Origin of the sequence: Agrobacterium sp. SUL3 (assembly GCF_001263295.1) — a bacterium.
Classification (GTDB): Bacteria; Pseudomonadota; Alphaproteobacteria; order Rhizobiales; family Rhizobiaceae; genus Agrobacterium; species Agrobacterium tomkonis.
In genome coordinates, this window is the sequence record NZ_KQ414509.1 from 38,894 (window position 1) to 65,568 (window position 26,675).

23 protein-coding genes and 1 other RNA gene are annotated in these 26,675 nt (G+C 58.5%); 14 read left to right on the forward strand and 10 right to left on the reverse strand.

The annotated features are described in order from the left end of the window. Positions 1-5: 5 nt before the first annotated feature. An RNA gene (ffs, locus tag AKG12_RS29535) (signal recognition particle sRNA small type) lies at positions 6-102 on the reverse strand. 65 nt (positions 103-167) lie between these two features. Here ffs and AKG12_RS19430 point away from each other — a divergent pair. Together AKG12_RS19430 and nudC are read left to right on the forward strand one after the other, a co-directional pair. Then, positions 168-596 (forward strand): HIT domain-containing protein, encoded by a 429-nt coding sequence (locus AKG12_RS19430; protein WP_175414535.1) that lies wholly within the window; start codon positions 168-170, stop codon positions 594-596. 2 nt (positions 597-598) lie between these two features. Then, positions 599-1,558, forward strand: a complete 960-nt coding sequence (gene nudC, locus AKG12_RS19435; protein ID WP_046799420.1) for an NAD(+) diphosphatase — start codon at positions 599-601, stop codon at positions 1,556-1,558. A 17-nt stretch (positions 1,559-1,575) separates the two neighbouring features. Here nudC and AKG12_RS19440 read toward each other — a convergent pair whose 3' ends face one another. Continuing rightward, the gene (locus AKG12_RS19440; RefSeq protein ID WP_052820229.1) at positions 1,576-2,451 is read right to left on the reverse strand and encodes a prephenate dehydratase; all 876 of its coding nucleotides are present in this window, start codon (positions 2,449-2,451) and stop codon (positions 1,576-1,578) included. An 11-nt stretch (positions 2,452-2,462) separates the two neighbouring features. Further along, positions 2,463-3,218 (reverse strand): 3-deoxy-manno-octulosonate cytidylyltransferase, encoded by a 756-nt coding sequence (locus AKG12_RS19445; protein ID WP_046799119.1) that lies wholly within the window; start codon positions 3,216-3,218, stop codon positions 2,463-2,465. A 150-nt stretch (positions 3,219-3,368) separates the two neighbouring features. Between AKG12_RS19445 and AKG12_RS19450 the strand changes: the two genes are divergently transcribed. Then, the gene (locus tag AKG12_RS19450) at positions 3,369-3,944 is read left to right on the forward strand and encodes a c-type cytochrome (protein WP_046799120.1); all 576 of its coding nucleotides are present in this window, start codon (positions 3,369-3,371) and stop codon (positions 3,942-3,944) included. A gap of 77 nt (positions 3,945-4,021) precedes the next feature. Here the strand turns inward: AKG12_RS19450 and AKG12_RS19455 are convergent, their stop codons facing one another. The 3 genes from AKG12_RS19455 to AKG12_RS19465 form a co-directional block, all read right to left on the reverse strand. Further along, the gene (locus tag AKG12_RS19455) at positions 4,022-4,750 is read right to left on the reverse strand and encodes a sugar transferase (RefSeq protein WP_052820118.1); all 729 of its coding nucleotides are present in this window, start codon (positions 4,748-4,750) and stop codon (positions 4,022-4,024) included. A 287-nt stretch (positions 4,751-5,037) separates the two neighbouring features. Continuing rightward, positions 5,038-7,341, reverse strand: a complete 2,304-nt coding sequence (locus tag AKG12_RS19460; protein ID WP_052820119.1) for a transglycosylase domain-containing protein — start codon at positions 7,339-7,341, stop codon at positions 5,038-5,040. Between the two features lie 148 nt (positions 7,342-7,489). Further along, positions 7,490-7,948 carry a YbaK/EbsC family protein gene (locus AKG12_RS19465; RefSeq protein ID WP_046799123.1) on the reverse strand — a complete coding sequence of 153 codons (459 nt, stop codon included), beginning with the start codon at positions 7,946-7,948 and terminating at the stop codon, positions 7,490-7,492. Positions 7,949-8,426: 478 nt separating this feature from the next. Between AKG12_RS19465 and AKG12_RS19475 the strand changes: the two genes are divergently transcribed. After that, positions 8,427-8,636: a cold-shock protein gene (locus AKG12_RS19475; protein ID WP_046799124.1), complete on the forward strand. Its 210-nt coding sequence runs from the start codon at positions 8,427-8,429 to the stop codon at positions 8,634-8,636. Between the two features lie 427 nt (positions 8,637-9,063). Here the strand turns inward: AKG12_RS19475 and AKG12_RS19480 are convergent, their stop codons facing one another. Further along, the gene (locus AKG12_RS19480; RefSeq protein ID WP_052820121.1) at positions 9,064-10,455 is read right to left on the reverse strand and encodes a dipeptidase; all 1,392 of its coding nucleotides are present in this window, start codon (positions 10,453-10,455) and stop codon (positions 9,064-9,066) included. A 241-nt stretch (positions 10,456-10,696) separates the two neighbouring features. Continuing rightward, a complete protein-coding gene (locus tag AKG12_RS19485) occupies positions 10,697-11,131 on the reverse strand; it encodes a MarR family winged helix-turn-helix transcriptional regulator (RefSeq protein WP_046799126.1) in 435 nt (144 codons plus the stop codon). A gap of 413 nt (positions 11,132-11,544) precedes the next feature. Between AKG12_RS19485 and polA the strand changes: the two genes are divergently transcribed. The 10 genes from polA to AKG12_RS19535 all read left to right on the forward strand — a co-directional run bounded on the left by polA (position 11,545) and on the right by AKG12_RS19535 (position 23,231). Beyond that, complete coding sequence (gene polA / locus AKG12_RS19490; RefSeq protein WP_052820122.1) at positions 11,545-14,544, forward strand: DNA polymerase I; 3,000 nt, start codon at positions 11,545-11,547, stop codon at positions 14,542-14,544. Positions 14,545-14,620: 76 nt separating this feature from the next. Then, the gene (locus AKG12_RS19495; protein ID WP_052820123.1) at positions 14,621-15,340 is read left to right on the forward strand and encodes a DUF1868 domain-containing protein; all 720 of its coding nucleotides are present in this window, start codon (positions 14,621-14,623) and stop codon (positions 15,338-15,340) included. A 192-nt stretch (positions 15,341-15,532) separates the two neighbouring features. Beyond that, positions 15,533-15,718: a 50S ribosomal protein L32 gene (rpmF, locus tag AKG12_RS19500; RefSeq protein WP_003507205.1), complete on the forward strand. Its 186-nt coding sequence runs from the start codon at positions 15,533-15,535 to the stop codon at positions 15,716-15,718. Between the two features lie 159 nt (positions 15,719-15,877). Then, positions 15,878-17,704: a sensor histidine kinase gene (locus tag AKG12_RS19505; RefSeq protein WP_052820124.1), complete on the forward strand. Its 1,827-nt coding sequence runs from the start codon at positions 15,878-15,880 to the stop codon at positions 17,702-17,704. After that, positions 17,701-19,047, forward strand: coding sequence for a sigma-54-dependent transcriptional regulator (locus AKG12_RS19510; RefSeq protein ID WP_046799130.1), 1,347 nt, complete (start codon positions 17,701-17,703; stop codon positions 19,045-19,047). The genes AKG12_RS19505 and AKG12_RS19510 overlap by 4 nt, the downstream gene beginning before the upstream one ends. 197 nt (positions 19,048-19,244) lie before the next feature. Beyond that, positions 19,245-20,228, forward strand: coding sequence for a tripartite tricarboxylate transporter substrate-binding protein (locus AKG12_RS19515; protein WP_046799422.1), 984 nt, complete (start codon positions 19,245-19,247; stop codon positions 20,226-20,228). Between the two features lie 100 nt (positions 20,229-20,328). Beyond that, positions 20,329-20,790 carry a tripartite tricarboxylate transporter TctB family protein gene (locus AKG12_RS19520; RefSeq protein ID WP_046799131.1) on the forward strand — a complete coding sequence of 154 codons (462 nt, stop codon included), beginning with the start codon at positions 20,329-20,331 and terminating at the stop codon, positions 20,788-20,790. A gap of 9 nt (positions 20,791-20,799) precedes the next feature. Continuing rightward, the gene (locus AKG12_RS19525) at positions 20,800-22,305 is read left to right on the forward strand and encodes a tripartite tricarboxylate transporter permease (protein WP_046799132.1); all 1,506 of its coding nucleotides are present in this window, start codon (positions 20,800-20,802) and stop codon (positions 22,303-22,305) included. A gap of 148 nt (positions 22,306-22,453) precedes the next feature. Then, a complete protein-coding gene (locus AKG12_RS19530; RefSeq protein WP_013635242.1) occupies positions 22,454-22,666 on the forward strand; it encodes a SlyX family protein in 213 nt (70 codons plus the stop codon). A gap of 13 nt (positions 22,667-22,679) precedes the next feature. Beyond that, on the forward strand, positions 22,680-23,231 hold the full coding sequence (locus AKG12_RS19535) for a DUF924 family protein (protein ID WP_046799133.1): 552 nt from the start codon (positions 22,680-22,682) through the stop codon (positions 23,229-23,231). A 68-nt stretch (positions 23,232-23,299) separates the two neighbouring features. On the opposite strand, the gene dnaJ is transcribed toward AKG12_RS19535, so the two are convergent. Together dnaJ and dnaK are read right to left on the reverse strand one after the other, a co-directional pair. Continuing rightward, a complete protein-coding gene (gene dnaJ, locus AKG12_RS19540) occupies positions 23,300-24,433 on the reverse strand; it encodes a molecular chaperone DnaJ (protein ID WP_006309945.1) in 1,134 nt (377 codons plus the stop codon). Positions 24,434-24,523: 90 nt separating this feature from the next. Further along, the gene (gene dnaK / locus AKG12_RS19545; RefSeq protein WP_046799134.1) at positions 24,524-26,428 is read right to left on the reverse strand and encodes a molecular chaperone DnaK; all 1,905 of its coding nucleotides are present in this window, start codon (positions 26,426-26,428) and stop codon (positions 24,524-24,526) included. Between the last annotated feature and the right edge of the window lie 247 nt (positions 26,429-26,675).

Here is a 26,675-nt window from a genome sequence, read left to right on the forward strand (position 1 = left end):
AAAAGGTGGGAGGCTGGCACGGCGACCCGTGCCGGGCTCGTTAGGGCTGCTTCCTTCCGGACCTGACCCGGTTGGCGAGTGGCTCGTCCACCACCAACCTCCCGGGGCCACATATCGGCAATATCGACAGCAAATGCAAGCCAAGCCTTCAAAAAACTGCTATCACAATGAAAACAAACATGGAGGACACCTTGGAGACATTCCGGCTGGACGACAGGCTGGCACGCGATAGCGTGCTTGTGACGCGTTTGGGGCTATGCGAATTGCGTTTGCAGAATGACAGCCGCTGGCCCTGGCTGGTGCTGGTGCCCCAGCGAGACGGTGTCAGCGAATTGTTCGACCTTACCCCGCTCGATCAGGCCATGCTGACATTTGAGACCAATCTCGTCGCCGCTGCGCTGAAAGAAGTCACGGGGGCCATCAAGATCAATGTCGGTGCGCTTGGCAATATCGTCCGGCAGCTTCATGTTCATATTATCGCCCGCAACGAAGGCGACACCTGCTGGCCCGGCCCCATCTGGGGTCACGGAACGCCGGTGCCTTATGCGGCGGGTGAAAAGGAAACTTTGATGAAAAAAATCTCCGGCGCGCTCTGATGATGTCAATGACAATTTTCGAAACCAACGCTCCCCATCCCGAAGCAAGCCTGCTGACAGCTTTTTCTAAAAATGCCCTCGACCGTTTCGCCGAAAAGCGTACGGAAGAGTGCGTTGCCGATGCGCTGAAAATCGACGGCACCCATATTTTTGCCTTCTCCGGTAACCGGCTTGTCCTGAAGCACGATGATCAGGTCATCGATCCCCTGTTCTCCGCCTATGAGCTGGCCGAGTTGCAGCCGGATTTCGACAATGCCGTGCTGCTGGGATACCGTGAAACCGGCGAGCCGAGAATCGCCGTGCCGGTTGCCGTCGCCGAAGACCATCTGGCGAGCCATTACAAGCTTGCCGACGCCCGCACGCTTTACCGCGATCATCTGCTCGATGAGGAATTGCTAAGCGAAGTTGCTCAGGCTGTCAGCCTCACGCACTGGAATGGTGACAATCGCTTTTGTGGGAAGTGCGGCGGGAGCATGGAGCTGCGGATCGGCGGTTACAAGCGGATCTGCGCTGCCTGCAACCACACTATTTTTCCGCGAACCGACCCTGTCGTCATCATGATGACGATCGATATCGAGCGCGATCTTTGCCTGCTTGGTCGTGGCGCCCATTTTGCGCCGGGCATGTATTCCTGCCTCGCCGGCTTCGTTGAACCGGGTGAAACCATCGAGCAGGCCGTTCGCCGTGAAACGCATGAGGAATCCGGTGTCGACATCGGCCGCGTGCGCTATCACGCCTCCCAGCCGTGGCCGATGCCGCATACGCTGATGATCGGCTGTTATGCCGAAGCGCTCTCTTTCGATATCGCCCGTGACGAGATCGAACTGGAGGATTGCCGGTGGTTTACGCGCACTGAGGTGGCCGCGATGCTGGAGACGGCGACGGGCGAAGGTTTTTCCGCCCCTCCGGGTGGCGCCATCGCGCACCGGCTGATGCGCGACTGGGTGGAATGGACGAAATGAAGCGCGTTGCGGCAGGCTCAGCTCTGGTTGAGCTTGCCGCGCATAGCATGGCCCTTGTAGACGCCGAGAATGCGGACTTTTTCTGAGAAGAAGCGCAACTCGTCCAGCGCATGCCGTACCGGCTCGTCATCCGGATGACCTTCAATATCGGCATAAAATTGCGTTGCGACGAATTTTCCGCCGAGCTGATAGCTCTCCAGCTTCGTCATGTTGATGCCGTTCGTCGCAAAGCCGCCCATGGCCTTGTAGAGCGCAGCCGGAATGTTGCGCACGTTGAAAACAAAGGTCGTGACAATGATTTCGTCGGTAGAATTGTCGCGAGACTGGCGCTTGGCCCAGTTTTCATCACGCGACAGCACGACGAAACGGGTGACGTTGTTTTCCGAATCTTCGACATTTTCCGCCAGAATATCGAGACCATAGAGATCGGCCGCAAGGCGTGGTGCCAAGGCCGCCATGCTGCGATCGCCCTTCTCGGAAACCTGCTTGGCCGCACCCGCGGTGTCGCCGGCGATAACCGGCTTCCAGCCATTGGAACGGATGATCTTGCGGCACTGGCCCAGCGCGTGGATGTGGCTGTGGACGGTGCGGATCTCGTCTTTTTTTACACCCGGCATCACCATCAGCTGGAAGCGGATCGGCATGAAATATTCACCGATGATGTGCAGGCGCGATTCCGGCAGCAGATGGTGAATATCGGCGACGCGGCCGGCCAGCGTATTTTCGATCGGGATCATGCCGAGATCGGCTTCGCCGTTTTCAATGGCGTTGAAGGCATCCTCGAAAGTGGGGCATGGCAGAGGCTCCATATCCGGGAACATGTCGCGGCAGGCCATGTCGGAATTCGCGCCGAATTCGCCCTGAAAGGCAATGCGATTTGTGCTCAAGGTCATGAAATTTTCCGTCAAAGAGTTCTGCTTGCAAGAATGGTGCGGGCTTTTTCGAGGTCGTGCGGCGTGTCGACGCCGAGCGGCACGGAGCGGACGATTTCCGCATCGATGCGCATGCCCGCTTCCAGCGCCCGCAACTGTTCCAGCCGCTCGCGCTTTTCCAGCGGCGAGGGCGGAAGGCTCACGAATGTCTCAAGTGCTGCACGCCGGTAGCTGTAAAGTCCGATGTGATGGTAAAGCGGCCCGTCGCCATAGGGGGCGGTGGTTCGGGTGAAATAAAGCGCGCGCAATCGCGTCTCGGAAAGCGGGCTGCCAACCACTTTCACCACGTTAGGATTGGTTTTTTCATCCTCGTCGGTGATTTCCACCGTCAGCGTGGCGATGTCGACGGCGGGGTTCTCCAGCGGGCGCAGAGAGGCGCGGATCGTCTCCGCCTCGATGGTCGGAAGATCCCCCTGAACATTGATGACGTATTCGGCGTTGCCGTGAGGATCGGCCTTTTGCAGCGCTTCGAAGATGCGGTCCGAGCCGGACTGATGGTCGTCCCGCGTCATCATCACGTCGAAACCGGCATTTTGAACGGCCGAAAAAACCTGTTCGTCATCGACTGCAACGATGATTCGTTCCGCACCTGCTTCTCGCGCACGTAACGCCACCTGAACGATCATCGGCTTGCCGCCAATATCCGCAAGCGGCTTGCCCGGCAGGCGTGTGGATGCCATCCGCGCCGGTATGAGGACGACAGCTTTCTCGAAATCCCGATTCTTCATCCGACACCCTTCAAATCCCGTCCGAAAAGTGTCAAAACGTCACGGAGTGGGGACCATTATTCAAGTTGCGCAGGCTGTGCAAAAGCCATAGCTTTCGAGTAATTTCAAGATGCCCGGTTATATGGAGCGGATGCGAGGGAGCGCATATAGATGAATTCTTATGTAAATATGGGCGTTGGGGCGTTGCTGGGTACGGTTTTTGTCCTGATGTCGGTGTCAATTGCCTCTGAGGGCATTTTCCATGCGCCTACGCCCGAGAAGGAAGGTTACGCCATTGCTGCTGCAGAAAGCGGCGGTGAAGCAGCCGGCGGAGAAACGGCTGCCGCGGCGACGCCAATCGCGCAATTGCTTGCGAGCGCCGACGCTGCCAAGGGCGAAACGGTCTTCAAGAAGTGTACGAGCTGTCATACCGGAGAGAGTGGTGGTGCAAACAAGGTCGGCCCCAATCTCTTCGATATCGTCAACCGGCCGATCGCCAGCCACGAAGGTTTCAGCTATTCTGCGGGCATGAAGGATTTCTCCAAGGGCGGTTCCGTACATTGGGATTACGATCATCTCAGCTTCTTCCTCGAAGCTCCCAAGAAACACGTTCCCGGAACGGCCATGGGCTTTGCAGGTGTGAAGAAAGAAACGGAAAGAGCTGATCTGATCGCTTATCTGCGCACGCTGTCGGCAAACCCGGCGCCGCTGCCGGATCCGGCAGCTGCTCCCGCGCCGACGAACTGACACAGATCTGCTTCATAAAAAAGCCCGGCAGCGATGCCGGGCTTTTTCATTTTATGGCATGTCTGCTCCTTAAAAGATCAGAAGCCCTTGCCGCCACGCAATTCGGAAATCACGGTTCCGACCATGATCTTGATATCCAGCCAGACCGAAAAATTGTCGACGTAATAAAGATCGGAAACAATCCGCGCCCGCGCCTTGTCACTACGATCCGTCGGGCCGCGCAGCCCCCGCATCTGCGCAAGGCCGGTAATACCCGGCCGCATCTGGTGCCGCATATGATAATGAGGAACCAGTTCCTCATAAGGCCGGCCGGCCGCCAGCATGCCGATGGCATGGCAGCGCGGCCCCACCAGCGACATGTCGCCTTTCAAGACATTGATAAGCTGTGGCAATTCATCAATGTTCGTGCGGCGGAGAACGGCGCCGATACGGGTTATGCGCGGGTCGTTCTTCACCGTTTGCGCCACACCGGTGGCGTCGCCCAGTTCGGTCCGCATGGAGCGAAATTTATAGACGCGGATTTTTCGCCCGTTCATGCCCCAGCGGACCTGCGAGAACAGAACTGGCCCCCTGCTGTCTAATTTGACCAGCGCCGCAACGGTCAGCAATACGGGCGCCAGTGCGACAAGGGCGATGGACGCCCCTGCAATGTCGATTGTTCTTTTGAGCGCGAACTGGCCGCGCTGCAACGAAGATGGATTTTTATCCGAATTGGACGTCTGCATTTCCGCCGTTTCGAAACTGGCGGCCGCGGGATAGGGAGCGCCGTAAAAAACGGCATGCGATGAGCCTTTAGTACCCAGCATAATATGGAACCCTGAAAAGTTATTTTGAAACAAGAAAATTAATTTATATGAACAATTAATAATTCATTTACCGTAAAAAGTCACCCGAAATGTAGCCGCCTCTGCGTAAAAGGCAATCTAGGGTTAATGCCGGTGCACGCATATGTTGCGGCTTTGCGGCCTCTCCGCTCATGGCTGCGGGTGTGAAGGGCCAAGCCTCTGGAAAACCGGGGACTTTGCGGAAAGTGGCGTGTGGCTACGGGCTCAACTATCGGTCATGAAGTTGGCCGGCTCATGCCTGATACGGGTCAATTTCCCATCAGAATGTCGAGTAGGGTCGTCTGTTTCGGTCCTGGTGTTGCAGGTGATTGACCGCCTATATCCGCCGGCGGCACGGGTCCGTTGCCGGCCTGATAGCCGGGTTCGATGTCGCGGGAAGGGATGTTCGCCGGCGGCATGGCCATATCAGGCTGATTCGGGTTCGGCGAAGCGGGTGCGTCGGGATAGGCGCGGGTGTCCGTCGTTCTGCCGCCCAGCGCATTGGAAATGATGTCGCCGATGGAGGAGGGCGCGTTCTCGGGTGCCGGTTGCTGCATTTTCCCAAGCGGCGGCACGGCACCTGCGCCAAGGCCGAAGAGAGGCGAAGGCGAAAGCCCGGAATGGGCGGCGGTCATGAAATCTTTCCAGGCCCTTGCCGGAAGACCGCCACCGGTGACCTTTTTCATCGAGGTGCCGTCGTCATTGCCGAACCAGACGCCCGTGGTCAGATTGCTTGTGTAGCCGACAAAAAGTGCGTCGCGGAAGGATTGGGTGGTGCCGGATTTTCCCGCCGCCTGCCAGCCTTGCAGGCGCGCGGCCTTGCCCGTACCTTCGGTAATGACGCGCGACAGCATTCCGTTCATGGTCGCGGCGATTTCCTCACTCAGCACACGTGGCGGATTGTCGTATTTGTTTTCGTAAAGAACCTTGCCATCGGCATCGGTGATACGCTTGACGATATGCGGCGTCGCCTTGTAGCCGCCATTCATGAAAGGTGCGTAGGAGGCCGTCAGCTCCATCAACGACACTTCCGAGGTACCGAGTGCGATGGAGGCATTGTTCTGCAACTCCGATTCGATGCCCATGCGATGCGCCACCTGCGTCACCCGGTCAGGGCCAACTTCCATCACCAGCTGTGCGGCTATCGTGTTCAGCGAATTGGCGAGTGCTGTGGCGAGCGTCACTTCGCCACGGAATTTCTTCTCGTAATTTTCCGGGGTCCAGTTGCCGATGCGGACCGGCGCGTCATTGCGAATTGTGTAAGGGGTAAGCCCCGATTCGAGCGCGGCCACATAAACGAAGGGTTTGAAGGCCGATCCGGGCTGGCGTTTCGCCTTGGCGGCACGGTTGAACTGGCTTTCGGCATAATCGGCCCCGCCGACCACGGCCCGGATCGCGCCGGTGCCATCGATGGAAACCAGCGCCGCCTGAGAAGCGCCCTGTTTCTTGCCGTCGCCCTGCAATATATGTGTCAGCGCCTTTTCGGCGTCGCGCTCCAGATTGGGGTCGATGGTCGTATCGACGACGATGTCCTGCTTCACCTCCCCAACCAGGCTGCGGACTTCCTCCAGAACCATATCGGCGGCGTAATGTTCGGCGCCGGACCAGAAACGTTTCGCCTTGGTCGGCGGCTGCGACATGGCGGTCTTGATTTCATCGTCGGTGATGAAGCCGACATCGCGCATGGACTGCAGCACGACCTGCGCCCGCTCTTCCGCCGCCTGCGGATCACGCGCCGGCGAAAGGCGCGACGGCGCTTTAAGAAGCCCGGCGAGCATCGCCGCTTCGCCCAGATTGACGTCGCGCGCGGATTTGTTGAAGTAGCGCCGGGAAGCCGCCTCGACGCCATAGGCGTTGGACCCGAAATAGACGCGATTGAGATACATCGCGAGAATCTGGTCCTTGGTGAATTCATGCTCCAGCCAGAAGGACAAAAGTACTTCCTGAACCTTGCGCTCCAGCGTCCGGTCGGGCGAGAGGAACAGGTTTTTCGCCAGCTGCTGCGTCAGCGTCGAGCCGCCCTGTACGGTTCGCCCCGTCAGCACATTCGTCACGATCGCACGGCCGAGACCCAGCGGATCGATGCCGAAATGCGAATAAAACCTCCGGTCCTCGATCGCTATGACGGCCTGCGGAATATAGGGCGACATGTCTTCCAGCGCGAGGGCCTCGCCGCCTGTCGTGCCGCGATTGGCAAGCACGCTGCCATTGACCGAAACGATCTTCACATTCGGCGGGCGTTCGGGAATGGACCAGCTGCTGGCGCTTGGCATGCGCGCACCGTAATAAAGCACAAGACCGGCAACGCCGATACCGCCCCAAATACCGAGCACGATGCACCAGTAAACCAACGAGCGGACAATGCCAGTCGCACCGCGACCGGAGGAATTGCGAGTCCGCTTTTCTTTTTTCTGCGGTTTGGCGCGGCTGGAGGCCGGCTTGGTTTTTTTTGCTGGTTGTTTTGCGGTTCCGCTGATGCGCTCGCTGGCATCGAGGCGCAGGTCATCACCGGATTCGTGGAAATCCCCGAAGGAAGGTTCTACCCGATCGCGTGATTTGCCCTTGCCTGCCATCCAGCCGAAATTGCTCCTTATTCACGAAACCGCACGCACCCATATGGGAGCTTCAGGCTTCTATGCCCGCGCGATGCTTAATCCAGGATGAAGAGTTTAAATGCGGCAATTTAAGGCGGGGTTAAGTCCAGGTCGGATCAAATCGCCGTCATTGGCAGACGTCGACCCATTCCGCTCCCGTCAATTCAGCCATAGCATCGGGTGAAATCCGCACCGCCGCATTGGTGGCGCCGGCAGCCGGCACCACCTCATCATAGTTTCTCAGCGATATGTCGCAAAACACCGGTAGAGGTGAGGGCAGCCCGAAAGGGCACACGCCGCCGATGGGATGGCTGGTCACAGCAACCACGTCTTCCGGCCCCAGCATGCGCGGCTTTGCCCCGAAATGATCGCGGAATTTCCGGTTGTCGAGCCGCTTCGTGCCGGCGGCGACGACGAGAAGAACGATATCGCCCGCCTTCAGGCAGATTGTCTTGGCAATCTGGTCCGGCTCGACGCCATGCGCTTCGGCGGCCAGAGCGACGGTTGCTGAACTGGCTTCCGTTTCGATAACGGTCACTTCCGGCAATTTCTCGGTGAAGAAGGCTCTCACGGATTCAATAGTCATGCGTATTTATTAGGCGGTAAGCGGGCAAGCTTCAAGACGTCAGAAGGTAGCTATGCGTTTTATGCAATGCTGCGCTGCGATGAAGTGTCTGTTTTTTGAGCTGATATCCTGTATGTTTAAACCATCGAAGCGACGCACTCCTCCTCCCAGCGTCGCCCGATTGGACTGACAATACTCCTCCTCCCAATTGTCAGTCAGTTTCAAGAACCCGGCGCACCTCCTCCCGCGCCGGGTTTTTGCTGTTTAAGGCCCTGTTTTCAGCGGCTTCGGTTTGGGCGCGCTTCACAAAGATCACACCGTTTTTCAAAGAAACTTGACTTTTGGCCCCTGCCAACCTAGGTGTTCGCCCATCGATATTTGTTTGACGACCAGAGCTTCGGCGCCTTTTCGGGTGCACACGACGATCTTTCCTTCAAATTCGACCCAAGACCGCACTGCCTGCAGTGCAAATACAATTTGCCAACGGAAGGAAATCGTTATGGCGACTGGTACAGTAAAGTGGTTCAACGCAACCAAGGGCTACGGCTTCATTCAGCCTGACGACGGTTCGCAGGACGTATTCGTGCACATCTCCGCTGTTGAGCGCGCTGGTCTGACCGCCCTCAACGACGGTCAGAAGCTCTCCTACGAGCTGATGCAGGATCGCCGCTCGGGCAAGATGTCCGCAGGCGAACTCGTCGTTTCCTGATAAGCGGTCTGACCCCAACGGGGTCATTGACATGAATGAAAAGGCCGGATTTTTTCCGGCCTTTTTCTTTTGAAAGACGGTCCTGAACGGGCCGGTCTTGAAAAGAACGGATCGCATACCAATATAGGGTTCAACGGTGTTTCGGATGAAACCTGTCAGGTGGGCATTTTGATAATGCCGCTGTGATCGCGTTAACCAAAGATTAACCGAAACAGCTGATCCTGATCGTGAAAGCAGCGTCGACATGATCGACGCGCTCTGAAGCATCAGACCGTTGAACGCTTTGACCACGGATGTACTGGCATTGACGAAAAACGGATGGAAAGGTCGGGCTTGCCCGGCCTTTTTGTTTTTGAGTGCCAAAACGTAAAATGGCAATAAGCAGAAAAAGGAGGAGTCGGGTAACCGACGCCTCCTCTTTTTTTGACTACTTTGCCGCCAGCGCGTCGAGAATGCGGACCCAGGAGCGGATGCCCTTGTGGAAGGACTGCAGGTCGTATTTTTCATTGGGCGAATGAATGCGGTCGTCGGTAAGGCCGAAGCCGACAAGCAGCGAATCCATGCCCAGCATCTTCTGGAAATCACCGACGATCGGGATCGAGCCGCCCATGCCGATGACGACGGCGGGTTTCGGCCACTCGTCCGAAAGCGCGTTTTTAGCCTTGGTCAGCACCGGTGAATCATAAGAAAGCTGGATAGCCGGCGATGCGCCATGCTCATGAAACTCCACCGAGCAATCCGCCGGGATTTTCGAGCGCACATAAGCCCGGAAGCTCTCGCGAATGGCCGCGGGGTTCTGTTCGCCAACGAGACGGAAGGACACCTTGGCGGAAGCTTTTGCGGCGATTACGGTCTTGAAACCGTCACCGGTATAGCCGCCGATGATGCCGTTGACTTCCGCCGTCGGCCGCGCCCAGGTCTGCTCCAGCACGGTGCGGCCTTTTTCGCCAGAGGGAACCGAAAGGCCGACTTCACCGAGGAAGGCTTCCGCTGAGCGCCCCAGCGTTTCCCAGGAGGCCTTGATGTTGGCAGGGGTTTCCTCCACGCCGTCATAGAAGCCGGAAAGCGTGACACGGCCGGTTTCGTCATGCAGGCCAGCCAAAATATCGGTCAGAATGTGGATCGGATTTGCGGCCGCCCCACCGAACAGACCGGAATGCAGATCGCGGTCAGCCGCTGTGATGACGATCTCTTCCCCGACGAGGCCGCGAAGGGCGGCGGCAATGGCGGGCGTATCGCGATCCCACATGCCGGTATCGCAGACCAGCGCATAATCGGCCTTCAGCTCATCCGCATTGGCTTCGAGGAACGGCTTCAGCGAGGGGGAGCCGGATTCCTCTTCACCCTCAAAGAGAATGGTGACGCGCACCGGCAGGCCGCCATTGACGGCCTTGTAAGCCCGGCAGGCTTCCACGAAAGTCATCAGCTGGCCTTTGTCGTCAGCCGTTCCGCGCCCGGTAATCACTTGACGGCCAGCGCCGAGATCCTTGATGGCTGGTTCGAATGGGTCATTTTCCCAGAGATTGAGCGGATCGACCGGCTGCACGTCGTAGTGCCCGTAAAAAAGCACATGTGGTGCGTCTTTGGTGGCTGCATCATGATGCGCCACCACCATGGGATGACCGGCTGTATCGCGAACGGAAGCCTCAAAGCCCAGTGAGGAGAGCGTTCTGACCAGCCATTCCGCCGCCTTGCGGCATTCCGCCTTATAAGCGGGGTCCGTGGAAATCGACGGAATGCGCACCAGTTCGAACAGCCGCTCGAGGCTGGATGTAAGATTGTCGTCGGCGGTGGAAAGAATGGGGGAAACGTCTGTCATCGCTGATCCTGTCATGTCTGTCGTGACCCCGCGATGGACGAGGCATCCGGGCATCGCGCATCGCGTGGGAACAAGGGGCTGACGTGCCGTGAATCGCCAAACGTGCAGCCGCCGGAACGATAGAGCAGTTCAGGAAAACTGCGAAGCGGTTTTCCATCCGAAATTGCGCATAAACAAAACCCGGAGCCTTCAGCAATGACAGGCCGCGGAGCAGATAAGCAGCGGTTTCAAGTTGCAGATGCTATTTCGCTTTTTTTGCGCTTTCGATCGCCCGGCGCATATATTCCAGCAGAAGCTGTCTTTCGAAACGGCGGAAATCCTTAAGCAGCGTCTCTTCGGTGGCCTCAGACGCTGCAATGGCATTCGCCTCCAGATCCCTGCCGCGCTGGGTCAGCTCGATGATCTGGGCCCGGCGGTCGCTGGGATGGGATTTGCGGATGATCAGCCCGTCGCGCTCCATACGTGAGAGCGTATTGGCAAGCGTTGCCTGCTCGACGTCGATTCTATCGAGCAATTGCCGCTGCGTCAGGCCTTCCTCATGCCATAGCTCAATGAGGATGGGGAATTGCCCGGGGGAGAAACCCAGGGCAGCGGCTCTTTTTTGCAGCGCCATGGTGAATTCCCGCGCCATTTTCGTGGCGAGATAAATTGCCGATTCGTCCCGGGAAAATCCCATTCTTCCGTCCGTAGCGCATTTCAGCCGGCATATTCCGGCAATTGATAGCGCGATATATATCGTATGATATGTTTACGCCAGCCCGGAATCCGGAACAAAATAAAACCGCCATGGCCGGGAGGGATCGGCCATGGCGGTCATATTGGAGGACAAAGGCCCGGAGAGGGGGAAAGGCCTTTGTCCGGTCTGACGCGGCGGGGGACGAGCCAGCTATCAGACTACGGCGTGATCAGGCGCCGTCCCTTATGAAATGTGTCTCCAAATACGGCTTTTCAAGGGAGGAGCTGATTACAAATCGGTAACGTTCGGGTGAATTCTCAGCGCTTTTTGGGCGGCCTCGTTTCCAGTGCTTTGCGGTGTGTTGTGCGAAGTTTCGGTGGACGCCAAAACGGCCCCGCGCTATCCATATCGCCATGAAAAAAGGCGATCATCTCTTCCTCGTTGACGGTTCCGGTTTCATTTTCCGGGCCTTCCATGCCATTCCGCCGCTGAACCGCAAGTCGGACGGGCTGCCGGTCAACGCCGTCTCCGGCTTCTGCAACATGTTGTGGAAGCTCCTGAAGGATGCGCGCAACACCGATGTCGGCGTGACGCCCACACATTTTGCGGTGATTTTCGACTATTCGTCGAAAACATTCCGCAACGAGCTTTACGATCTCTACAAAGCCAATCGCACCGCGCCGCCGGAAGATCTGGTTCCGCAATTCGGACTGATCCGCGAGGCAACGCGCGCCTTCAACCTTCCCTGCATCGAGACCGAAGGTTTCGAGGCGGATGACATCATCGCCACCTATGCCCGCCAGGCGGAGGCGATTGGCGCCGACGTCACGATCATCTCTTCCGACAAGGATCTGATGCAGCTCGTCACGGCCAATGTGCATATGTACGATGCCATGAAGGACAAGCAGATCGGCGTCCCTGACGTCATCGAAAAATGGGGCGTCGGTCCGGAAAAGATGATCGACCTCCAGGCGATGACCGGCGATTCCACCGATAATGTCCCGGGCATTCCCGGCATCGGGCCGAAGACGGCGGCGCAATTGCTGGAGGAATATGGCGATCTCGATACGCTGCTGGCGCGGGCGGGCGAAATCAAGCAGCAGAAGCGTCGGGAAAACATCATCGCCAATGCCGATCTTGCCCGTCTTTCCAGACAGCTCGTAGCGCTCAGAACCGATGTGCCGCTGGAGCAATCTCTTGAGGCGTTGGTGCTCGAACCGCAGAACGGCCCGAAGCTCATCGCTTTCCTGAAGGCGATGGAATTCACGACGCTGACCCGCCGCGTTGCCGAAGCGACCGACAGCGACGCCTCTGCTATCGACCCCGCCAATGTGCCGGTGCAGTGGGGGGCGGATGCCCATGGCCCCGATCTCGATGCGCCCGCTTCGGCAGTCGCTCTTGGTGACGTGGCCGCCGGTGCAACTGCCGCCTCGGCTTCGCCCTCTGCTCCGGCGAGAAAGCTGGCCGGGGAAGGCAGCGCACCTGCCGATCTCGCCGCCGCGCGCCAGGCGCTTTTTTCAGCCGCCAAGATCGATACGACCGCTTATACGACGATCAGAGACCTTGCAGAACTGGACCGCTGGATTGCTGCAGCCCGTGAGACCGGCGTCGTCGCCTTCGACACGGAAACGACTTCGCTTGATCCGATGCAGGCGGAACTTGTCGGTTTTTCGCTTGCCATTGCCGATAATGGCAAGGACGCCTCGGGCACCGATATCCGCGCTGCCTATGTTCCCTTGACGCACAAGACCGGCTCAGGCGGCGATCTTTTCAGCGATGGTATCAAGCTTGCCGAAGGGCAGGTACCGTTTGCCGAAGCGCTGGCGCGTTTGAAAAACCTCCTCGAGGATCCTGCGGTTCTGAAAGTCGCCCAGAACCTCAAATATGACTATCTGCTGATGAAACGCCACGGCGTCGTCATGCAGAGCTTCGACGATACCATGCTGATTTCTTATGTTCTCGAGGCTGGCAAGGCCACGCATGGCATGGATTCGCTGTCCGAACGCTGGCTGGGCCACACGCCGATCGCTTACAAGGACGTGGCGGGATCGGGTAAGTCGAGCGTCACCTTCGATTTCGTCGACATAGACAAGGCGACGGCTTACGCAGCGGAAGACGCGGATGTCACCCTGCGCCTCTGGATGGCCCTGAAGCCCCGGCTGGCCGCCGAGCGGCTGACCAGCGTCTACGAGCGGCTGGAGCGCCCTCTGGTGCCGGTTCTGGCACACATGGAAGAACGCGGCATCACCGTTGACCGGCAGATCCTGTCACGTCTCTCCGGCGAACTGGCGCAAAAGGCGGCCGCCTTCGAAGAGGAAGTCTACCAGCTGGCGGGTGAGCGTTTCAACATCGGCTCGCCAAAGCAGCTTGGTGATATTCTGTTCGGCAGGATGGGCTTGCCCGGCGGCTCCAAAACCAAGACCGGCCAATGGTCGACATCGGCGCAGGTTCTGGAAGATCTGGCGGCGGAAGGTGCCGAACTGCCACGCAAGATCGTTGACTGGCGGCAGCTGACCAAGTTGAAATCGACCTATACGGATGCGCTGCCCGGCTATATCCACCCTGAAACGAAGCGGGTGCATACGTCATACGCGCTCGCTTCCACCACCACGGGGCGTCTGTCGTCTTCGGAACCGAACCTTCAGAACATTCCGGTGCGCACCGCCGAAGGCCGCAAGATCCGCACGGCCTTCATCTCCACGCCCGGTCACAAGCTACTATCCGCCGACTACAGCCAGATCGAGCTGCGGGTGCTCGCTCACGTCGCCGATATTCCGCAACTGCGCAACGCCTTCGAAAACGGCATCGACATCCATGCAATGACCGCATCGGAGATGTTCGGCGTTCCGGTGGAAGGCATGCCGTCGGAAGTGCGCCGCCGCGCCAAGGCCATCAATTTCGGTATCATCTACGGTATTTCTGCTTTCGGTCTCGCCAACCAGCTGAGTATCTCCCGCTCGGAGGCCGGTGAATATATCAAGAAATATTTCGAGCGGTTTCCCGGCATTCGCGATTACATGGAAGCGACCAAGGCTTTCGCCCGCGAGAATGGCTATGTCGAAACGATTTTCGGCCGCCGCGCGCATTATCCGGAAATCCGCTCTTCCAATCCTTCGGTGAAAGCCTTTAATGAACGGGCGGCCATCAATGCCCCGATCCAGGGCTCCGCTGCCGATATCATTCGTCGTGCCATGGTCCGTATCGAGCCGGCGCTGGAAGCGGAGAAGCTCTCCGCCCGCATGCTTTTGCAAGTACATGACGAACTCATATTCGAAGTCGAAGAAGCGGAAATCGAAAAGACCCTGCCGGTCGTCGTCTCGGTCATGGAAAACGCGGCCATGCCGGCGATTTCCATGAAGGTGCCGTTGCAGGTGGATGCGCGTGCTGCGGAGAATTGGGACGAGGCGCATTGACGGCTATCTGATAGGCCAATGTCATTGATTTGTTGCGTGCGCAGACTAGGGGGAACCTCTCACAAGGAGTTCCCCGATGCACGCCCCGCTCGTCTCGAAAGATCTGGAATATTTCTCCGCCAACAGCCATGATGAACCACCGCGCCATCTCGGTAGCCGTTACAATTTGGATGGCAAATTTCTGCCCGAGCCGGGCAATACGGTGGTTTGTCATCTCCTCGAGGGGTCGCAGAGCGAAAGCGCGATCATCAAGACGCGCCAGCGCTTCCTGGATATGCCCGAGGCATCGCAGCTTGCCTTCACACCGGTTTCCAGCCTGCACATGACGGTATTTCAGGGCATCATAGAATATCGGCGCGCTCTGCCCTATTGGCCGGAGAACATGCCGCTCGATACGCCGATCGACACGATGACGGACTATTATCGCGATCGTCTTTCGGCCTTTCCCGCCCTTCCGGTTTTCAATATGCAGGTGACTGGCCTCATGCCCACAGGGCTGGTGATGCAAGGCGTGACCTCGGAAGACGATCGGATCGTTGCGTTGTGGCGCGATGCGTTTGCCGAGGCCTTCGGCTACCGGCATCCCAACCATGAGAGTTATGAGTTCCATATTACGCTGTCTTACGTCACGCGCTGGTTCGATCCGGAGTGCCTGCCACGCTGGCAGGCGATGCTCGATGAGGAGCTGGAAGAACTGCGTGCGGCAGCGCCGGTCATCGAGATGCGGCCACCGGCTTTCTGTGAATTCAAGGATATGAACCACTTCAAGGAGCTTGTCGTTTTTGATAGGGGGTGAGGCATGATTTGCTACGCCTGACGGCAGCCCGTTGCACCAATTCCGCTGAATCGGAAAAAATGCGCGTCAGGGCTGGTCAAAGCCCGTTTGGGCATGTATAAGCGCGCCAAATTTCCGATATCGAGACACCCGACATTCGGCCTTTGGTTCTGGCCGGTTCCGTTGTTTCGCCGCTAAAGTGGAGTAACAAAAATGGCTGTACCAAAAAGAAAAACAAGCCCGTCCAAGCGCGGTATGCGCCGCTCGGCTGACGGTCTCAAGTCTGCAACCTACGTTGAAGACAAGAACTCCGGCGAACTGCGCCGCCCGCACCATATCGATCTGAAGACCGGTATGTATCGTGGCCGTCAGGTTCTGACGCCGAAGGAAAGCGCATAAGCTTTTCTGAAGTCTTATTTGCAAAAAACCGGCCCTAGTGGCCGGTTTTTTGTTTTCTGAGGGGGCGTCCGTCAAAGGCGGGTCACTTGGAAAATAAGATAACACCTCTTACACTCTCTGTGGGAGTTGGCGGGAGCCTGATGTGGGAGAGGAGCTTCGGTGAAATATCGCTGGATTTTGCTGATATTTCTCAGCCTCGGCCTCGGTTATGGCGCCGTTACAAGGGGCGGCAGCATCATCGCGGAAAGTTATTTCGGCGAAGTCTCCGATCAGGGGCGCACCACTCTGCGTTTGGCCGTCTCGGCCCTCGGCGGGCTTTTGAGCCGTTACGAGCCGCTGCCGGCCCTGATTGCCGACCACGACGACATTGAGGAACTGGTCGCGCATCCGAAGGACGAGGCGTTGCGCCAGCGTGCCAATGTCTATCTCAAATCCATCAACACCCTGCTGGAATCCTCCGATATCTACATCATCACGCTGGACGGCGAGACCGTCGCGGCCAGCAATTATGATGGACCGACCAGCTTCGTCGGCGAGAATTTCAGCTATCGTCCCTATTTTCAGGATGCGGCAAAAGGCTTGCAGTCGCGCTTCTTCGCGCTTGGCACCACCTCTCACAAGCGTGGCTATTATTTTTCCGCTCCCATTCTCTTTAATGAGGAGATCAAGGGCGTCATTGTCTTCAAGGTGGATATCGAAGGCATCGAGGCCTCCTTCGGTGATGGCGAGAACCGCATTCTGGTGTCGGACCCCGAAGGCATCATATTCATGACCGGAACGCCGCAATGGCTCTATTCCGGCCTGATGCCGTTGACGCCCGAAAGGTTGGCGCGCACGGAGGCCTCTCGTCGTTATGCCAATGCCACGCTGAAGGAGCTGCCGGTGAAAAACGGCAATTTCGGCTCCCATCAACTGATGACGATCACCCAGAATGACGGCGAGAGGGAATATATGGTCCTGTCGCAGCCGATGCCGGATGCCGGCTGGACCGTCAGCGTGCTGATTGATACGGGTTCAGTCAGGACACAGGTCAAGACGGCGATGATTGCGATCATCCTGTGTCTATGTCTCGCTGCCGCCCTCATCGCCGCCATGCTGCAGCGGCGGCGGCGTCTGCGTGAGCGCCTGACCCATCAGGCCGAGGCTCAGGCTGAACTGGAGCGCCGGGTAGAGGAGCGCACCGCGGATCTCGCCCGGGTCAACCAGGAGATCAAGCACGAGATCGCCGAACGCCGTCAGACCGAGAAACAATTGCGCAGGATGCAGAATGATCTGGTGCAGGCGGGTAAGCTTGCCGCACTCGGTCAGATGTCGGCGGCTCTGTCACACGAATTCAACCAGCCGCTTGCCGCCGCCAAGAACTATGCGGAAAACGCCTCGCTTCTGGTGGAGCGCGGACGTCTGGACGACGTGACGGAAAATCTCAGACGCATCTCGGGCCTCATCGATCGTATGGCGTCCATCAGCAAACACTTGAGGAATTTCGCCCGCAAGCCCAACGAAAAAATGGCGGCGGTCGGTCTGGAGGCTGTGCTTCGCGATACGCTGGAAATCGTCGGTGCGCGGCTGAAGGCCGCCAATGCGGTGCTGGATGTCGATCTCGGCCCGGTGCCGCTTGCGGTGAAGGCCGGCTCAGTGCGGCTGCAGCAGGTTCTCGTCAACGTCATCTCCAATGCTGCCGATGCCGTGGAAGGGCGCGAGGATCGCCGCATTGCCCTGCAGGCTATACAGCATGACCAGACGGTGTCGATCTTCATTCGCGACCGTGGCCCCGGCGTGCCGCCGGCGATTTCGGAACGCATCTTCGATCCCTTCTTCACCACCAAGGGTGTGGGGCGCGGTCTCGGCCTAGGCCTTTCCATCTCCTACAACATCATCAAGGATTTCGGCGGCCAGTTGCGTGTCCGAAACCATGAAGAGGGCGGGGCGGAATTCGAGATCGAATTGCCGGCAGCAGCCTATCGTATGGAGGTGGCCGCCGAATGACCATGTCGCGGGTCCTGTTGATCGATGATGAGGAGGAGCTACGTTTTTCCACCGCACAGGCGCTGGAGCTTTCCGGTTTCGCCGTCACCATGCTGGCGAGCGCCGAACATGCGCTCGAACTCATCGGTTACAGCTTCGATGGCGTCGTGGTCAGCGATATCCGCATGCCAGGCATGGATGGCATGACGCTGTTGCAGAAGGTGCGGGAGCTTGACCCGGAAATACCTGTCATCCTCATGACCGGACACGGCGATGTGCAGCTGGCGGTCAATGCCATGCGCAATGGGGCCTATGACTTCATCGAAAAGCCGTTCACGCCGCAATATCTCGCCGGCATCATCAAGAGAGCCAATGACCGGCGGGCGCTGGTGCTGGAAAACCGCCGCCTGAAGGCGGTGGCGGGCAAACATGACGATCTCGAAACGCGTCTGCCCGGCCGAACCCAGGTCATGGTCGATCTGCGGTATCGTATCCGCGCCATCGGTGCGACGGACGCCGATACGCTGATCGTCGGCGATACTGGTGCTGGCAAGGAGGTGGTGGCGCGAGCGCTGCATGATATCAGCGCCAGAGCCAACCGGCCCTTCGTTGCAATCAATTGCGCCGCCCTTCCGCAGACGCTGATCGAAAGTGAACTCTTCGGCCATGAGGCCGGTGCTTTTCCGGGTGCGCTGCGCCCGCGCTATGGCAAGTTCGAGCACGCTCGTGGCGGCACCATCCTGCTGGATGAAATCGGTTCCATGCCGTTCGAATTGCAGGGCCGGTTCCTCCGTGTCTTGCAGGAGCGGGTTATTACCCGTCTTGGCTCCAATGAAACCGTCGAACTCGACGTCCGTTTCATCGCCACCAGCAAGGTCGATCTGGAACAGGAAGTCGCCGCAGGCCGGTTCCGCGCCGATCTTCTTTATCGTCTGAATGTCGCGACAATCCTTGTGCCCTCCCTGTCGCAGCGCAGCGCCGATATACCGCTGCTGTTCCTGCATCTGGTGCGGGAGGCTGCCGCCCGTTACGGGCGGGAGGACATGGACGTGCCGCAACAACTGCTCTCCGTCGTTTCCCTTCGCGAGTGGCCCGGCAACGTGCGTGAACTGCGCAATGCGGCGGACCGCTTCGTCCTTGGCCTGGAAAGCGATGCTTCCGAAGCCTCACCGTCGTTTCAGGATGATGGCAGGGAAGGGCTCGCCACAAGGGTCGCAGCCTATGAAAAAAGCCTGATTGCGCGCGCGATTGCCGTCCACGGCGGCAATCTGAAATCCGTCTATGAGAGCCTCGGCATTTCCCGCAAAACGCTTTACGAAAAAATGCAGAAATATGAACTGCACCGGCATATGACAGAGGTGTGATGGGTGGATTTCCACCCACGGATGAACCTCTATGGGTAGAAATCCACCCATTGCCCTTTGTGACGACGATAAAAGCGCATCTCTCGGCAAGACCGCCGTTGCTGAACGACAATCCCGGATCGCAAATAGCTCACCCCGGCCGCCATAGAGGAGTATGCGCGGCTGAAGTGGCGAACATTTTCATCCGGGAGGAATCGATGAAAATACTGAAGACAGTCACCGGCCTTGCTGCCGCCGCTGCCGTTTCCCTTTTTGCGCTGTCCGCATCCGCTCAGAACTATCCCGAGCGTAACATCACCATGGTCGTGCCCTTTTCTGCCGGTGGCCCGACGGATACGGTTGCGCGTCTTGTCGCCGAATCCATGTCGAAGGATCTTGGCCAGCAGATCATCGTCGAAAATGTCGGCGGCGCGGGCGGCACGCTCGGCGCTGGCCGCGTTGCGGCGGCGGACCCCGATGGTTACACCGTTCTCTTGCACCATATCGGCATGGCGACCAGTGCAACGCTCTATCGCAAGCTCGCCTATGACACGACAAACGCTTTCGAATATGTCGGTCTGGTCACCGAAGTGCCGATGACCATTCTGTCGCGCAAGAACCTTGAGACCAAGGATTTGAAGGGGCTGATCGACTACGCCAAGGCGAACAAGGACAAAGTCACCGTCGCCAATGCCGGCATCGGCGCCGCCTCGCATCTGTGCGGCATGCTGTTCATGAGCGCCATCGAGACGCCGCTTGTCACAGTCCCTTACAAAGGCACGGGCCCGGCAATGACCGACCTGCTCGGCGGCCAGGTCGATATCATGTGCGACCAGACCACCAACACCACCAAGCAGATCCAGGGTGGAACCGTGAAAGCCTATGCCGTGACTTCGGCCAAGCGGCTCGACGTGCTTCCGAACGTGCCGACGGTCGCCGAAGAAGGCCTGCCGAAACTCGAGGTTGGCATCTGGCACGGCATCTATACGCCGAAGGGCACACCTGCCGAAATCAACGAAAAGCTCTCCAAGTCGCTGCAGGTCGCGCTGAAGGACAAAAATGTCGCGGCCCGTTTTGCCGAACTCGGTACCACGCCTTCCCCTGAAAGCGATGCGACGCCCGCAGCACTCAAGGCCAAGCTTGAAAGCGAAATAGCTCGCTGGAAGCCGGTTATCGAGTCCGCCGGCCAATATGCCGACTGATGATCAGGAACCGACCGGCGGCGTCTCGCCGCCGGTTTCCTGCCGTCATTTTTAACGCGCGGAACGGTATGTCGCCGGCCGCAGTGGAGGGGCATCTTTCATGAAGTCGTTTTTCATTGACCCTGCCGAAGCAGCCTGCGGGGCCATATTCATCGGTTTTGGCGCTTTTTTCGCCTTGCAATCCTTCGGCCTGGAGATCGGAACCGCCTTTCGCATGGGGCCGGGTTACTTCCCGCTTGTTCTGGCAATCGTGTTGATCCTGCTCGGCAGCGTCATATTCTTTCGCGCCACGCGCGTGCAGGGTGATGTCATCGGCGCCATCGCCTGGCGGGGGATTTTTTTCATCCTGCCCGCACCGATCTTTTTCGGCTTCACGGTCCGTGGATTGGGTTTCGTACCGGCACTGTTTTTCAGCGCGCTTATCGCAGCCTTTGCCTCGCACAAGATGAGCCCGCTGATGGCCGTCGTTATCTCCGCGGCCATCACGGTCTTCTCCGTTGCTGTGTTCAATTATGGTCTCGGCCTGCCATTCCAGCGCTTCGGCCCCTGGCTTAAATTTTGAGGCGCCCCGATGGATTTGCTTGATAATCTCGCTCTTGGTTTCGTCACCGCTTCGTCGCTGGCAAACCTTTTTTTCTGCCTGATCGGCGTGTTGCTCGGCACCCTCATCGGCGTGTTGCCGGGCATCGGCGCAACGGCGACCATCGCCATGCTGCTGCCGATCACCTTTCAGCTTGAGCCCGTCTCGTCGCTGATCATGCTCGCCGGTATTTATTATGGCGCGCAATATGGCGGCTCCACCACGGCCATCCTCATCAATATGCCGGGGGAGTCCTCCTCCGCCGTGACTGCCATTGATGGTTACCAGATGGCGCGCAAGGGCAAAGCCGGCGCTGCACTTGCAATTGCCGCCATCGGCTCGTTTTTTGCGGGTACGGTTTCCACCTTCCTCGTGGCAATCTTCGCGCCGCCTCTGACGGCAATCGCGCTGGAATTCGGTGCCGCTGAATATTTCTCGCTGATGGTTGTCGGCCTTGTCTCGTCCATCGCGCTTGCCCATGGCTCCATCGTCAAGGCGCTGGCCATGGTCGTGCTCGGTCTGCTGCTCGGTCTGGTCGGTACGGATATCTACAGCGGCACGCCGCGCTTCACCCTCGGCATCCGCGAATATGCCGATGGTCTGAACTTCGTTGCGGTCGCCGTGGGCGTGTTCGGCATTGCTGAAATCCTGCGCAATCTCGAGAATGAACGCACCCGGTCAGTGCTGATCGCCAAGGTCAGCAGCCTGATGCCGTCGAAGGAAGATTTCAAGCGTATGATCGGCCCGGTGCTGCGCGGCACGGTTATCGGCTCGGCTCTCGGCATCCTGCCGGGCGGCGGGGCAATTCTTGCGGCCTTTGCCTCCTACACGGTGGAAAAACGCGTCTCCAAGAACCCGGAAGAATTCGGGCATGGCGCGGTTGCCGGCGTTGCCGGTCCGGAATCGGCCAATAATGCCGGCGCGCAGACCTCCTTCATCCCGCTGCTGACGCTTGGCATTCCCGCCAATCCGGTCATGGCGTTGATGATCGGTGCGATGATCATTCAGGGCATCGTGCCGGGTCCGAACGTTGCAACCGAACAGCCGGCGCTGTTCTGGGGCATCATCGCCTCCATGTGGATCGGCAACCTGATGCTCGTCATCCTCAACCTGCCGCTGATCGGGCTGTGGGTGAAGCTCCTGACGGTGCCTTATTACGTGCTGTTCCCCATCATCATGGCCTTCTGCGCCATCGGGGTCTACAGCGTCAATTCCAACGTCTTTGATCTCTACGCCGTCGCCTTCTTCGGTTTCATCGGTTACGTGCTGGTAAAACTGCGCTGCGAGCCCGCTCCACTGCTTTTGGGCTTCGTTCTCGGGCCGCTGCTGGAGGAAAACCTGCGTCGCGCCATGATTCTGTCGCGCGGCGATCCGACCACCTTCGTCACCCGGCCGATCAGCGCCACCCTGCTTTTCATCGCTCTGGCCGTGCTGATCGTCGTCTTCCTGCCAAGCGTGAAGAAGAAACGCGAAGAGGTTTTCGTGGAAGAAGACTGAACAATATCAAAATGTGAGACGCCGGCGATGGAAACATCGCCGGCTTTTTTGTGTCTGGATCGGTTGCGACGAATTCGCTTCACGAAAGCGACATATGGTTGACTCACGCTCGTTTAAGCCCAAGGAAGGGCGGGAAAGAGAGGTCGATATGACGTCGGAAACCGAAAAACGGATCATTGCGCTCGAGGAGACGATCGCGCATCAGGCAAAGACCATCGAGGAGCTGTCCGACCAGTTGACGGAACAGTGGAAGGTGGTGGAGCAGACCCGCGCCAAGCTAGACCGCTTGACGGAAAGGTTTCTGAGCCTTGAGGAGCAGTCGCTCGACGCGCCTGCCATCACCCGGCCACCGCACTACTGACAGGGAGCACCCGATGAAAAACGACACAGTCGCACTTGCCGCCGAAATCACCAATTTCTGGAAAAAGGCCGGGCCGGACAAATGGTTCGACAAGGATGCCGCTTTCGACAATCACTTTCACGACCGCTTCCGCGACGCCCATTTCGCTGCCGCACGGCGTGAACTGGATGGCTGGCTCGCGGGTGCGGAAAGCAGCCTCGCGCTGATGCTCCTTCTCGACCAGTTCCCGCGCAACTGCTTTCGTGGCACCGCCCATATGTATGCCACCGATCCGCTGGCACGCCTGTTTGCCGATGAAGCCATACGCCGCGGTCACGATCAGGCAGTGAGCGAGGATTTACGCGTTTTCTTCTATCTGCCCTTTTCCCATGCGGAGGATATTGCGGCCCAGCAACGCGCCTGCGACCTGAACCAGCCCCTTGGCGGGCTTTATCTCCACCACGCCGAAGAACATCGCGATATCGTCGAACGTTTCGGCCGCTTTCCGCATCGCAACGACATATTGCTGCGGGAAACGACGCCGGAGGAACGGCAATATCTGGAGGAAGGCGGCTTTTCCGGCTGAATTTGAAATGAAAACGCCGCCAGTCCCGAAAGATGGCGGCGTTATTAATTGGACGTAGCCGGTAGTAATCAGCCGTCGAAGAATTCCTTCATCCGGGCAAAGAAGCCGGTTGATTCCGGATTGTTCTCCTTGGAGGAGAGCTGCTCGAACTCCTGCAACAGCTCGCGCTGACGCTTGCTGAGCTTCTGCGGCGTCTCGATCTGGATCTGAATGTAGAGATCACCCGTCTGCGCCGAACGCAGCACCGGCATGCCCTTGCCCTTCAGGCGGAACTGCTTGCCCGGCTGGGTGCCTTCCGGAACCGTGACGCGCGACTTGGTACCGTCGAGCGTCGTGACATCAAAGGTGCCGCCAAGCGCTGCCGTCGTCATCGAAATCGGCACGGTGCAATAAAGGTCGGCACCGTCGCGCTGGAAAAACTCATGCGGTCGCACGGACAGGAAGATATAAAGATCGCCTGCCGGGCCGCCACGCATGCCGGCTTCGCCTTCGCCCTGTAGACGAATGCGCGTGCCATCCTCGATGCCCGATGGAATGTTGACGGAAAGCGAACGCTCTTCCGTCACACGGCCCTGACCATGGCACTTGCCGCACGGATCGGAAATCGTCTGGCCGCGACCATGGCAGGTCGGGCAGGTGCGCTCCACCGAGAAGAAGCCCTGTGCCGCGCGCACGCGGCCGGAACCCTGACAGGTGGCGCAGGTCTTGGGCTGGGTGCCGGGTTTGGCGCCCGAGCCGGAACAGACGTCGCAGGTAATCGAGGTCGGAACCCTGATCTGCGCCGTCTTGCCGGCGAAGGCTTCCTCCAGCGTGATTTCCATATTGTAACGAAGATCGGCCCCGCGCTCGCGCCCGCCGGAAGAGCGGCGCGCACGACCGCCACCCATCATCTCACCGAAAATGTCTTCGAAGATATCGGAGAAGCCGCCATTGGCGAAACCGCCGCCGCCCATGCCACCGCCACCCATGCCGCCATTTTCAAACGCGGCGTGGCCGAAACGGTCATAGGCCGCACGCTTTTGCGGATCCTTCAGCGTTTCATAGGCCTCGTTGATTTCCTTGAACTTCCGTTCGGAATCAGCATCGTCAGGGTTTTTGTCCGGATGGAATTTCATCGCGAGTTTGCGGAAGGCGCTTTTCAGCTCTTTTTCGTCCGCGGTCTTGCTGACGCCAAGTGTTTCGTAAAAGTCTGCTTTCGCCATTAAGATAACAAGCCCCGCAAATGGATTTCCGGCTGCACGTCGGCAGCCGGATATCTTGCATGTATAGACAGGAGACTAAAAGTCACGCGATTAGGCGGACTTCTTGTCGTCCTTGATTTCCTCATAGTCGGCGTCGACGACGTCGTCCTTGCCACCTTCAGCGGAAGCGTCGCCGGCCTCGGCCTGCTGTGCTTCATAGATGGCCTGACCGAGCTTCATGGAGACTTCCATGAGGGTCTGGGTCTTCGCCTGAATGTCGTCGGCGTCAGGTTCGGAAGCTTCAACCGCCGTCTTCAGGCTGGCAATGGCATCTTCGATCGCCTTGCGGTCGGTCTCGGAAACCTTGTCGCCATATTCCTTCACCGACTTCTCGGTGGAGTGAATGAGGCTTTCTGCCTGGTTCTTGGCTTCGACACCTGCACGACGCTTCTTGTCAGCTTCGGCATTGGCCTCGGCGTCCTTGACCATCTTTTCGATGTCGGCGTCGGAAAGACCACCGGAGGCCTGGATGCGGATCTGCTGCTCCTTGCCTGTGCCCTTGTCCTTGGCCGAAACCTGCACGATGCCGTTGGCGTCGATATCGAAGGTGACTTCGATCTGCGGCAGGCCACGCGGGGATGGCGGCAGGCCAACGAGGTCGAACTGGCCGAGCAGCTTGTTGTCCTGCGCCATTTCACGCTCGCCCTGCGAAACGCGGATGGTCACGGCCGACTGGTTGTCTTCGGCGGTCGAGAAGGTCTGGCTCTTCTTCGTCGGGATCGTCGTGTTGCGATCGATCAGACGGGTGAAGACGCCACCCAGCGTTTCGATGCCGAGCGACAGCGGGGTCACGTCGAGCAGCAGAACGTCCTTGACGTCGCCCTGCAGAACGCCGGCCTGAATGGCGGCGCCCATGGCGACCACTTCATCCGGGTTCACGCCCTTGTGCGGCTCCTTGCCGAACAGCTGCTTGACGACTTCCTGCACCTTCGGCATGCGGCTCATGCCACCAACGAGAACGACTTCATCGATCTCGGCAGCGGTAACGCCGGCATCCTTCAGCGCCGCCTTGCAAGGCGCGACGGTGCGCTGCACCAGATCGTCAACCAGGCTTTCGAACTTGGCGCGGGTGAGCTTCAGCGTCAGATGCTTCGGACCGGAAGCGTCTGCCGTAATGAAGGGCAGGTTGATTTCGGTCTGCTGCGAAGACGAAAGTTCGATCTTTGCCTTTTCGGCAGCTTCCTTGAGGCGCTGCAGAGCGAGCTTGTCGTTCTTCAGGTCGATGCCCTGATCCTTCTTGAATTCGCCGGCCAGATATTCGACCAGACGCATGTCGAAGTCTTCACCGCCGAGGAAGGTATCGCCGTTGGTCGACTTAACTTCGAAGACGCCGTCGCCGATTTCCAGAACGGAAATATCGAAGGTACCGCCGCCAAGGTCGTAAACGGCGATCGTCTTGCCGTCCTTCTTGTCGAGGCCGTAAGCGAGTGCAGCTGCAGTCGGCTCGTTGATGATACGCAGAACATCAAGACCGGCGATGCGGCCAGCATCCTTGGTTGCCTGACGCTGCGCGTCGTTGAAATAAGCCGGAACGGTGATGACGGCCTTCTCGACCTTTTCACCGAGATAGGATTCAGCTGTTTCCTTCATCTTCTGAAGGATCATTGCGGAAATCTGCGACGGGGAATAGTTCTTGTCCTGCGCCTTCACCCAGGCGTCGCCATTGTCGCCCTTGACGATTTCGAAGGGAACGAGGGCCTTGTCCTTCTCGACAGTCGGGTCTTCGTAACGCCGACCGATGAGGCGCTTGACCGCAAACAGGGTGTTGGTCGGGTTGGTGACCGCCTGGCGCTTGGCCGGCTGGCCGACAAGGCGTTCGCCATCGTCGGAAAATGCCACCATGGACGGCGTGGTGCGCGCACCTTCCGCGTTTTCAATTACTTTCGTGTCCTTGCCGTCCATCACTGCGACGCAGGAATTGGTCGTGCCAAGGTCGATACCGATTACTTTTGCCATGCTCTTCTCTCCTTGAAGCGAGCTGCCGGAACCCCGTGAGGCATTCTTGTGGCAACTCCTTGACTTGGATTTGCAACATTCGCTGCAGTTCTGCGGCGTATATAAGGAGCGATTTTTCCTGCTGCAAGGCGCAAGAGAGGGGTAAGCGCAGCAAAAAGCGCAGGAAACCGCTGTCTGTGCAGAAGCATAGCCATAACGGCTTGCGGAAACGGGAAAACGCGACTTTGACGCTATGCGTGGCCGGGTA

What these genes read in the sequence shown, in the direction of transcription:
- AKG12_RS19430 (WP_175414535.1), top strand. Translation starts at nt 168, where the DNA reads ATGAAAACAAACATGGAGGACACCTTGGAGACATTCCGGCTGGACGAC.
- nudC (WP_046799420.1), top strand. Translation starts at nt 599, where the DNA reads ATGTCAATGACAATTTTCGAAACCAACGCTCCCCATCCCGAAGCAAGC.
- AKG12_RS19440 (WP_052820229.1), bottom strand. Translation starts at nt 2,451, where the DNA reads ATGACCTTGAGCACAAATCGCATTGCCTTTCAGGGCGAATTCGGCGCG.
- AKG12_RS19445 (WP_046799119.1), bottom strand. Translation starts at nt 3,218, where the DNA reads ATGAAGAATCGGGATTTCGAGAAAGCTGTCGTCCTCATACCGGCGCGG.
- AKG12_RS19450 (WP_046799120.1), top strand. Translation starts at nt 3,369, where the DNA reads ATGAATTCTTATGTAAATATGGGCGTTGGGGCGTTGCTGGGTACGGTT.
- AKG12_RS19455 (WP_052820118.1), bottom strand. Translation starts at nt 4,750, where the DNA reads ATGCTGGGTACTAAAGGCTCATCGCATGCCGTTTTTTACGGCGCTCCC.
- AKG12_RS19460 (WP_052820119.1), bottom strand. Translation starts at nt 7,341, where the DNA reads ATGGCAGGCAAGGGCAAATCACGCGATCGGGTAGAACCTTCCTTCGGG.
- AKG12_RS19465 (WP_046799123.1), bottom strand. Translation starts at nt 7,948, where the DNA reads ATGACTATTGAATCCGTGAGAGCCTTCTTCACCGAGAAATTGCCGGAA.
- AKG12_RS19475 (WP_046799124.1), top strand. Translation starts at nt 8,427, where the DNA reads ATGGCGACTGGTACAGTAAAGTGGTTCAACGCAACCAAGGGCTACGGC.
- AKG12_RS19480 (WP_052820121.1), bottom strand. Translation starts at nt 10,455, where the DNA reads ATGACAGACGTTTCCCCCATTCTTTCCACCGCCGACGACAATCTTACA.
- AKG12_RS19485 (WP_046799126.1), bottom strand. Translation starts at nt 11,131, where the DNA reads ATGGGATTTTCCCGGGACGAATCGGCAATTTATCTCGCCACGAAAATG.
- polA (WP_052820122.1), top strand. Translation starts at nt 11,545, where the DNA reads ATGAAAAAAGGCGATCATCTCTTCCTCGTTGACGGTTCCGGTTTCATT.
- AKG12_RS19495 (WP_052820123.1), top strand. Translation starts at nt 14,621, where the DNA reads ATGCACGCCCCGCTCGTCTCGAAAGATCTGGAATATTTCTCCGCCAAC.
- rpmF (WP_003507205.1), top strand. Translation starts at nt 15,533, where the DNA reads ATGGCTGTACCAAAAAGAAAAACAAGCCCGTCCAAGCGCGGTATGCGC.
- AKG12_RS19510 (WP_046799130.1), top strand. Translation starts at nt 17,701, where the DNA reads ATGACCATGTCGCGGGTCCTGTTGATCGATGATGAGGAGGAGCTACGT.
- AKG12_RS19515 (WP_046799422.1), top strand. Translation starts at nt 19,245, where the DNA reads ATGAAAATACTGAAGACAGTCACCGGCCTTGCTGCCGCCGCTGCCGTT.
- AKG12_RS19520 (WP_046799131.1), top strand. Translation starts at nt 20,329, where the DNA reads ATGAAGTCGTTTTTCATTGACCCTGCCGAAGCAGCCTGCGGGGCCATA.
- AKG12_RS19525 (WP_046799132.1), top strand. Translation starts at nt 20,800, where the DNA reads ATGGATTTGCTTGATAATCTCGCTCTTGGTTTCGTCACCGCTTCGTCG.
- AKG12_RS19530 (WP_013635242.1), top strand. Translation starts at nt 22,454, where the DNA reads ATGACGTCGGAAACCGAAAAACGGATCATTGCGCTCGAGGAGACGATC.
- AKG12_RS19535 (WP_046799133.1), top strand. Translation starts at nt 22,680, where the DNA reads ATGAAAAACGACACAGTCGCACTTGCCGCCGAAATCACCAATTTCTGG.
- dnaJ (WP_006309945.1), bottom strand. Translation starts at nt 24,433, where the DNA reads ATGGCGAAAGCAGACTTTTACGAAACACTTGGCGTCAGCAAGACCGCG.
- dnaK (WP_046799134.1), bottom strand. Translation starts at nt 26,428, where the DNA reads ATGGCAAAAGTAATCGGTATCGACCTTGGCACGACCAATTCCTGCGTC.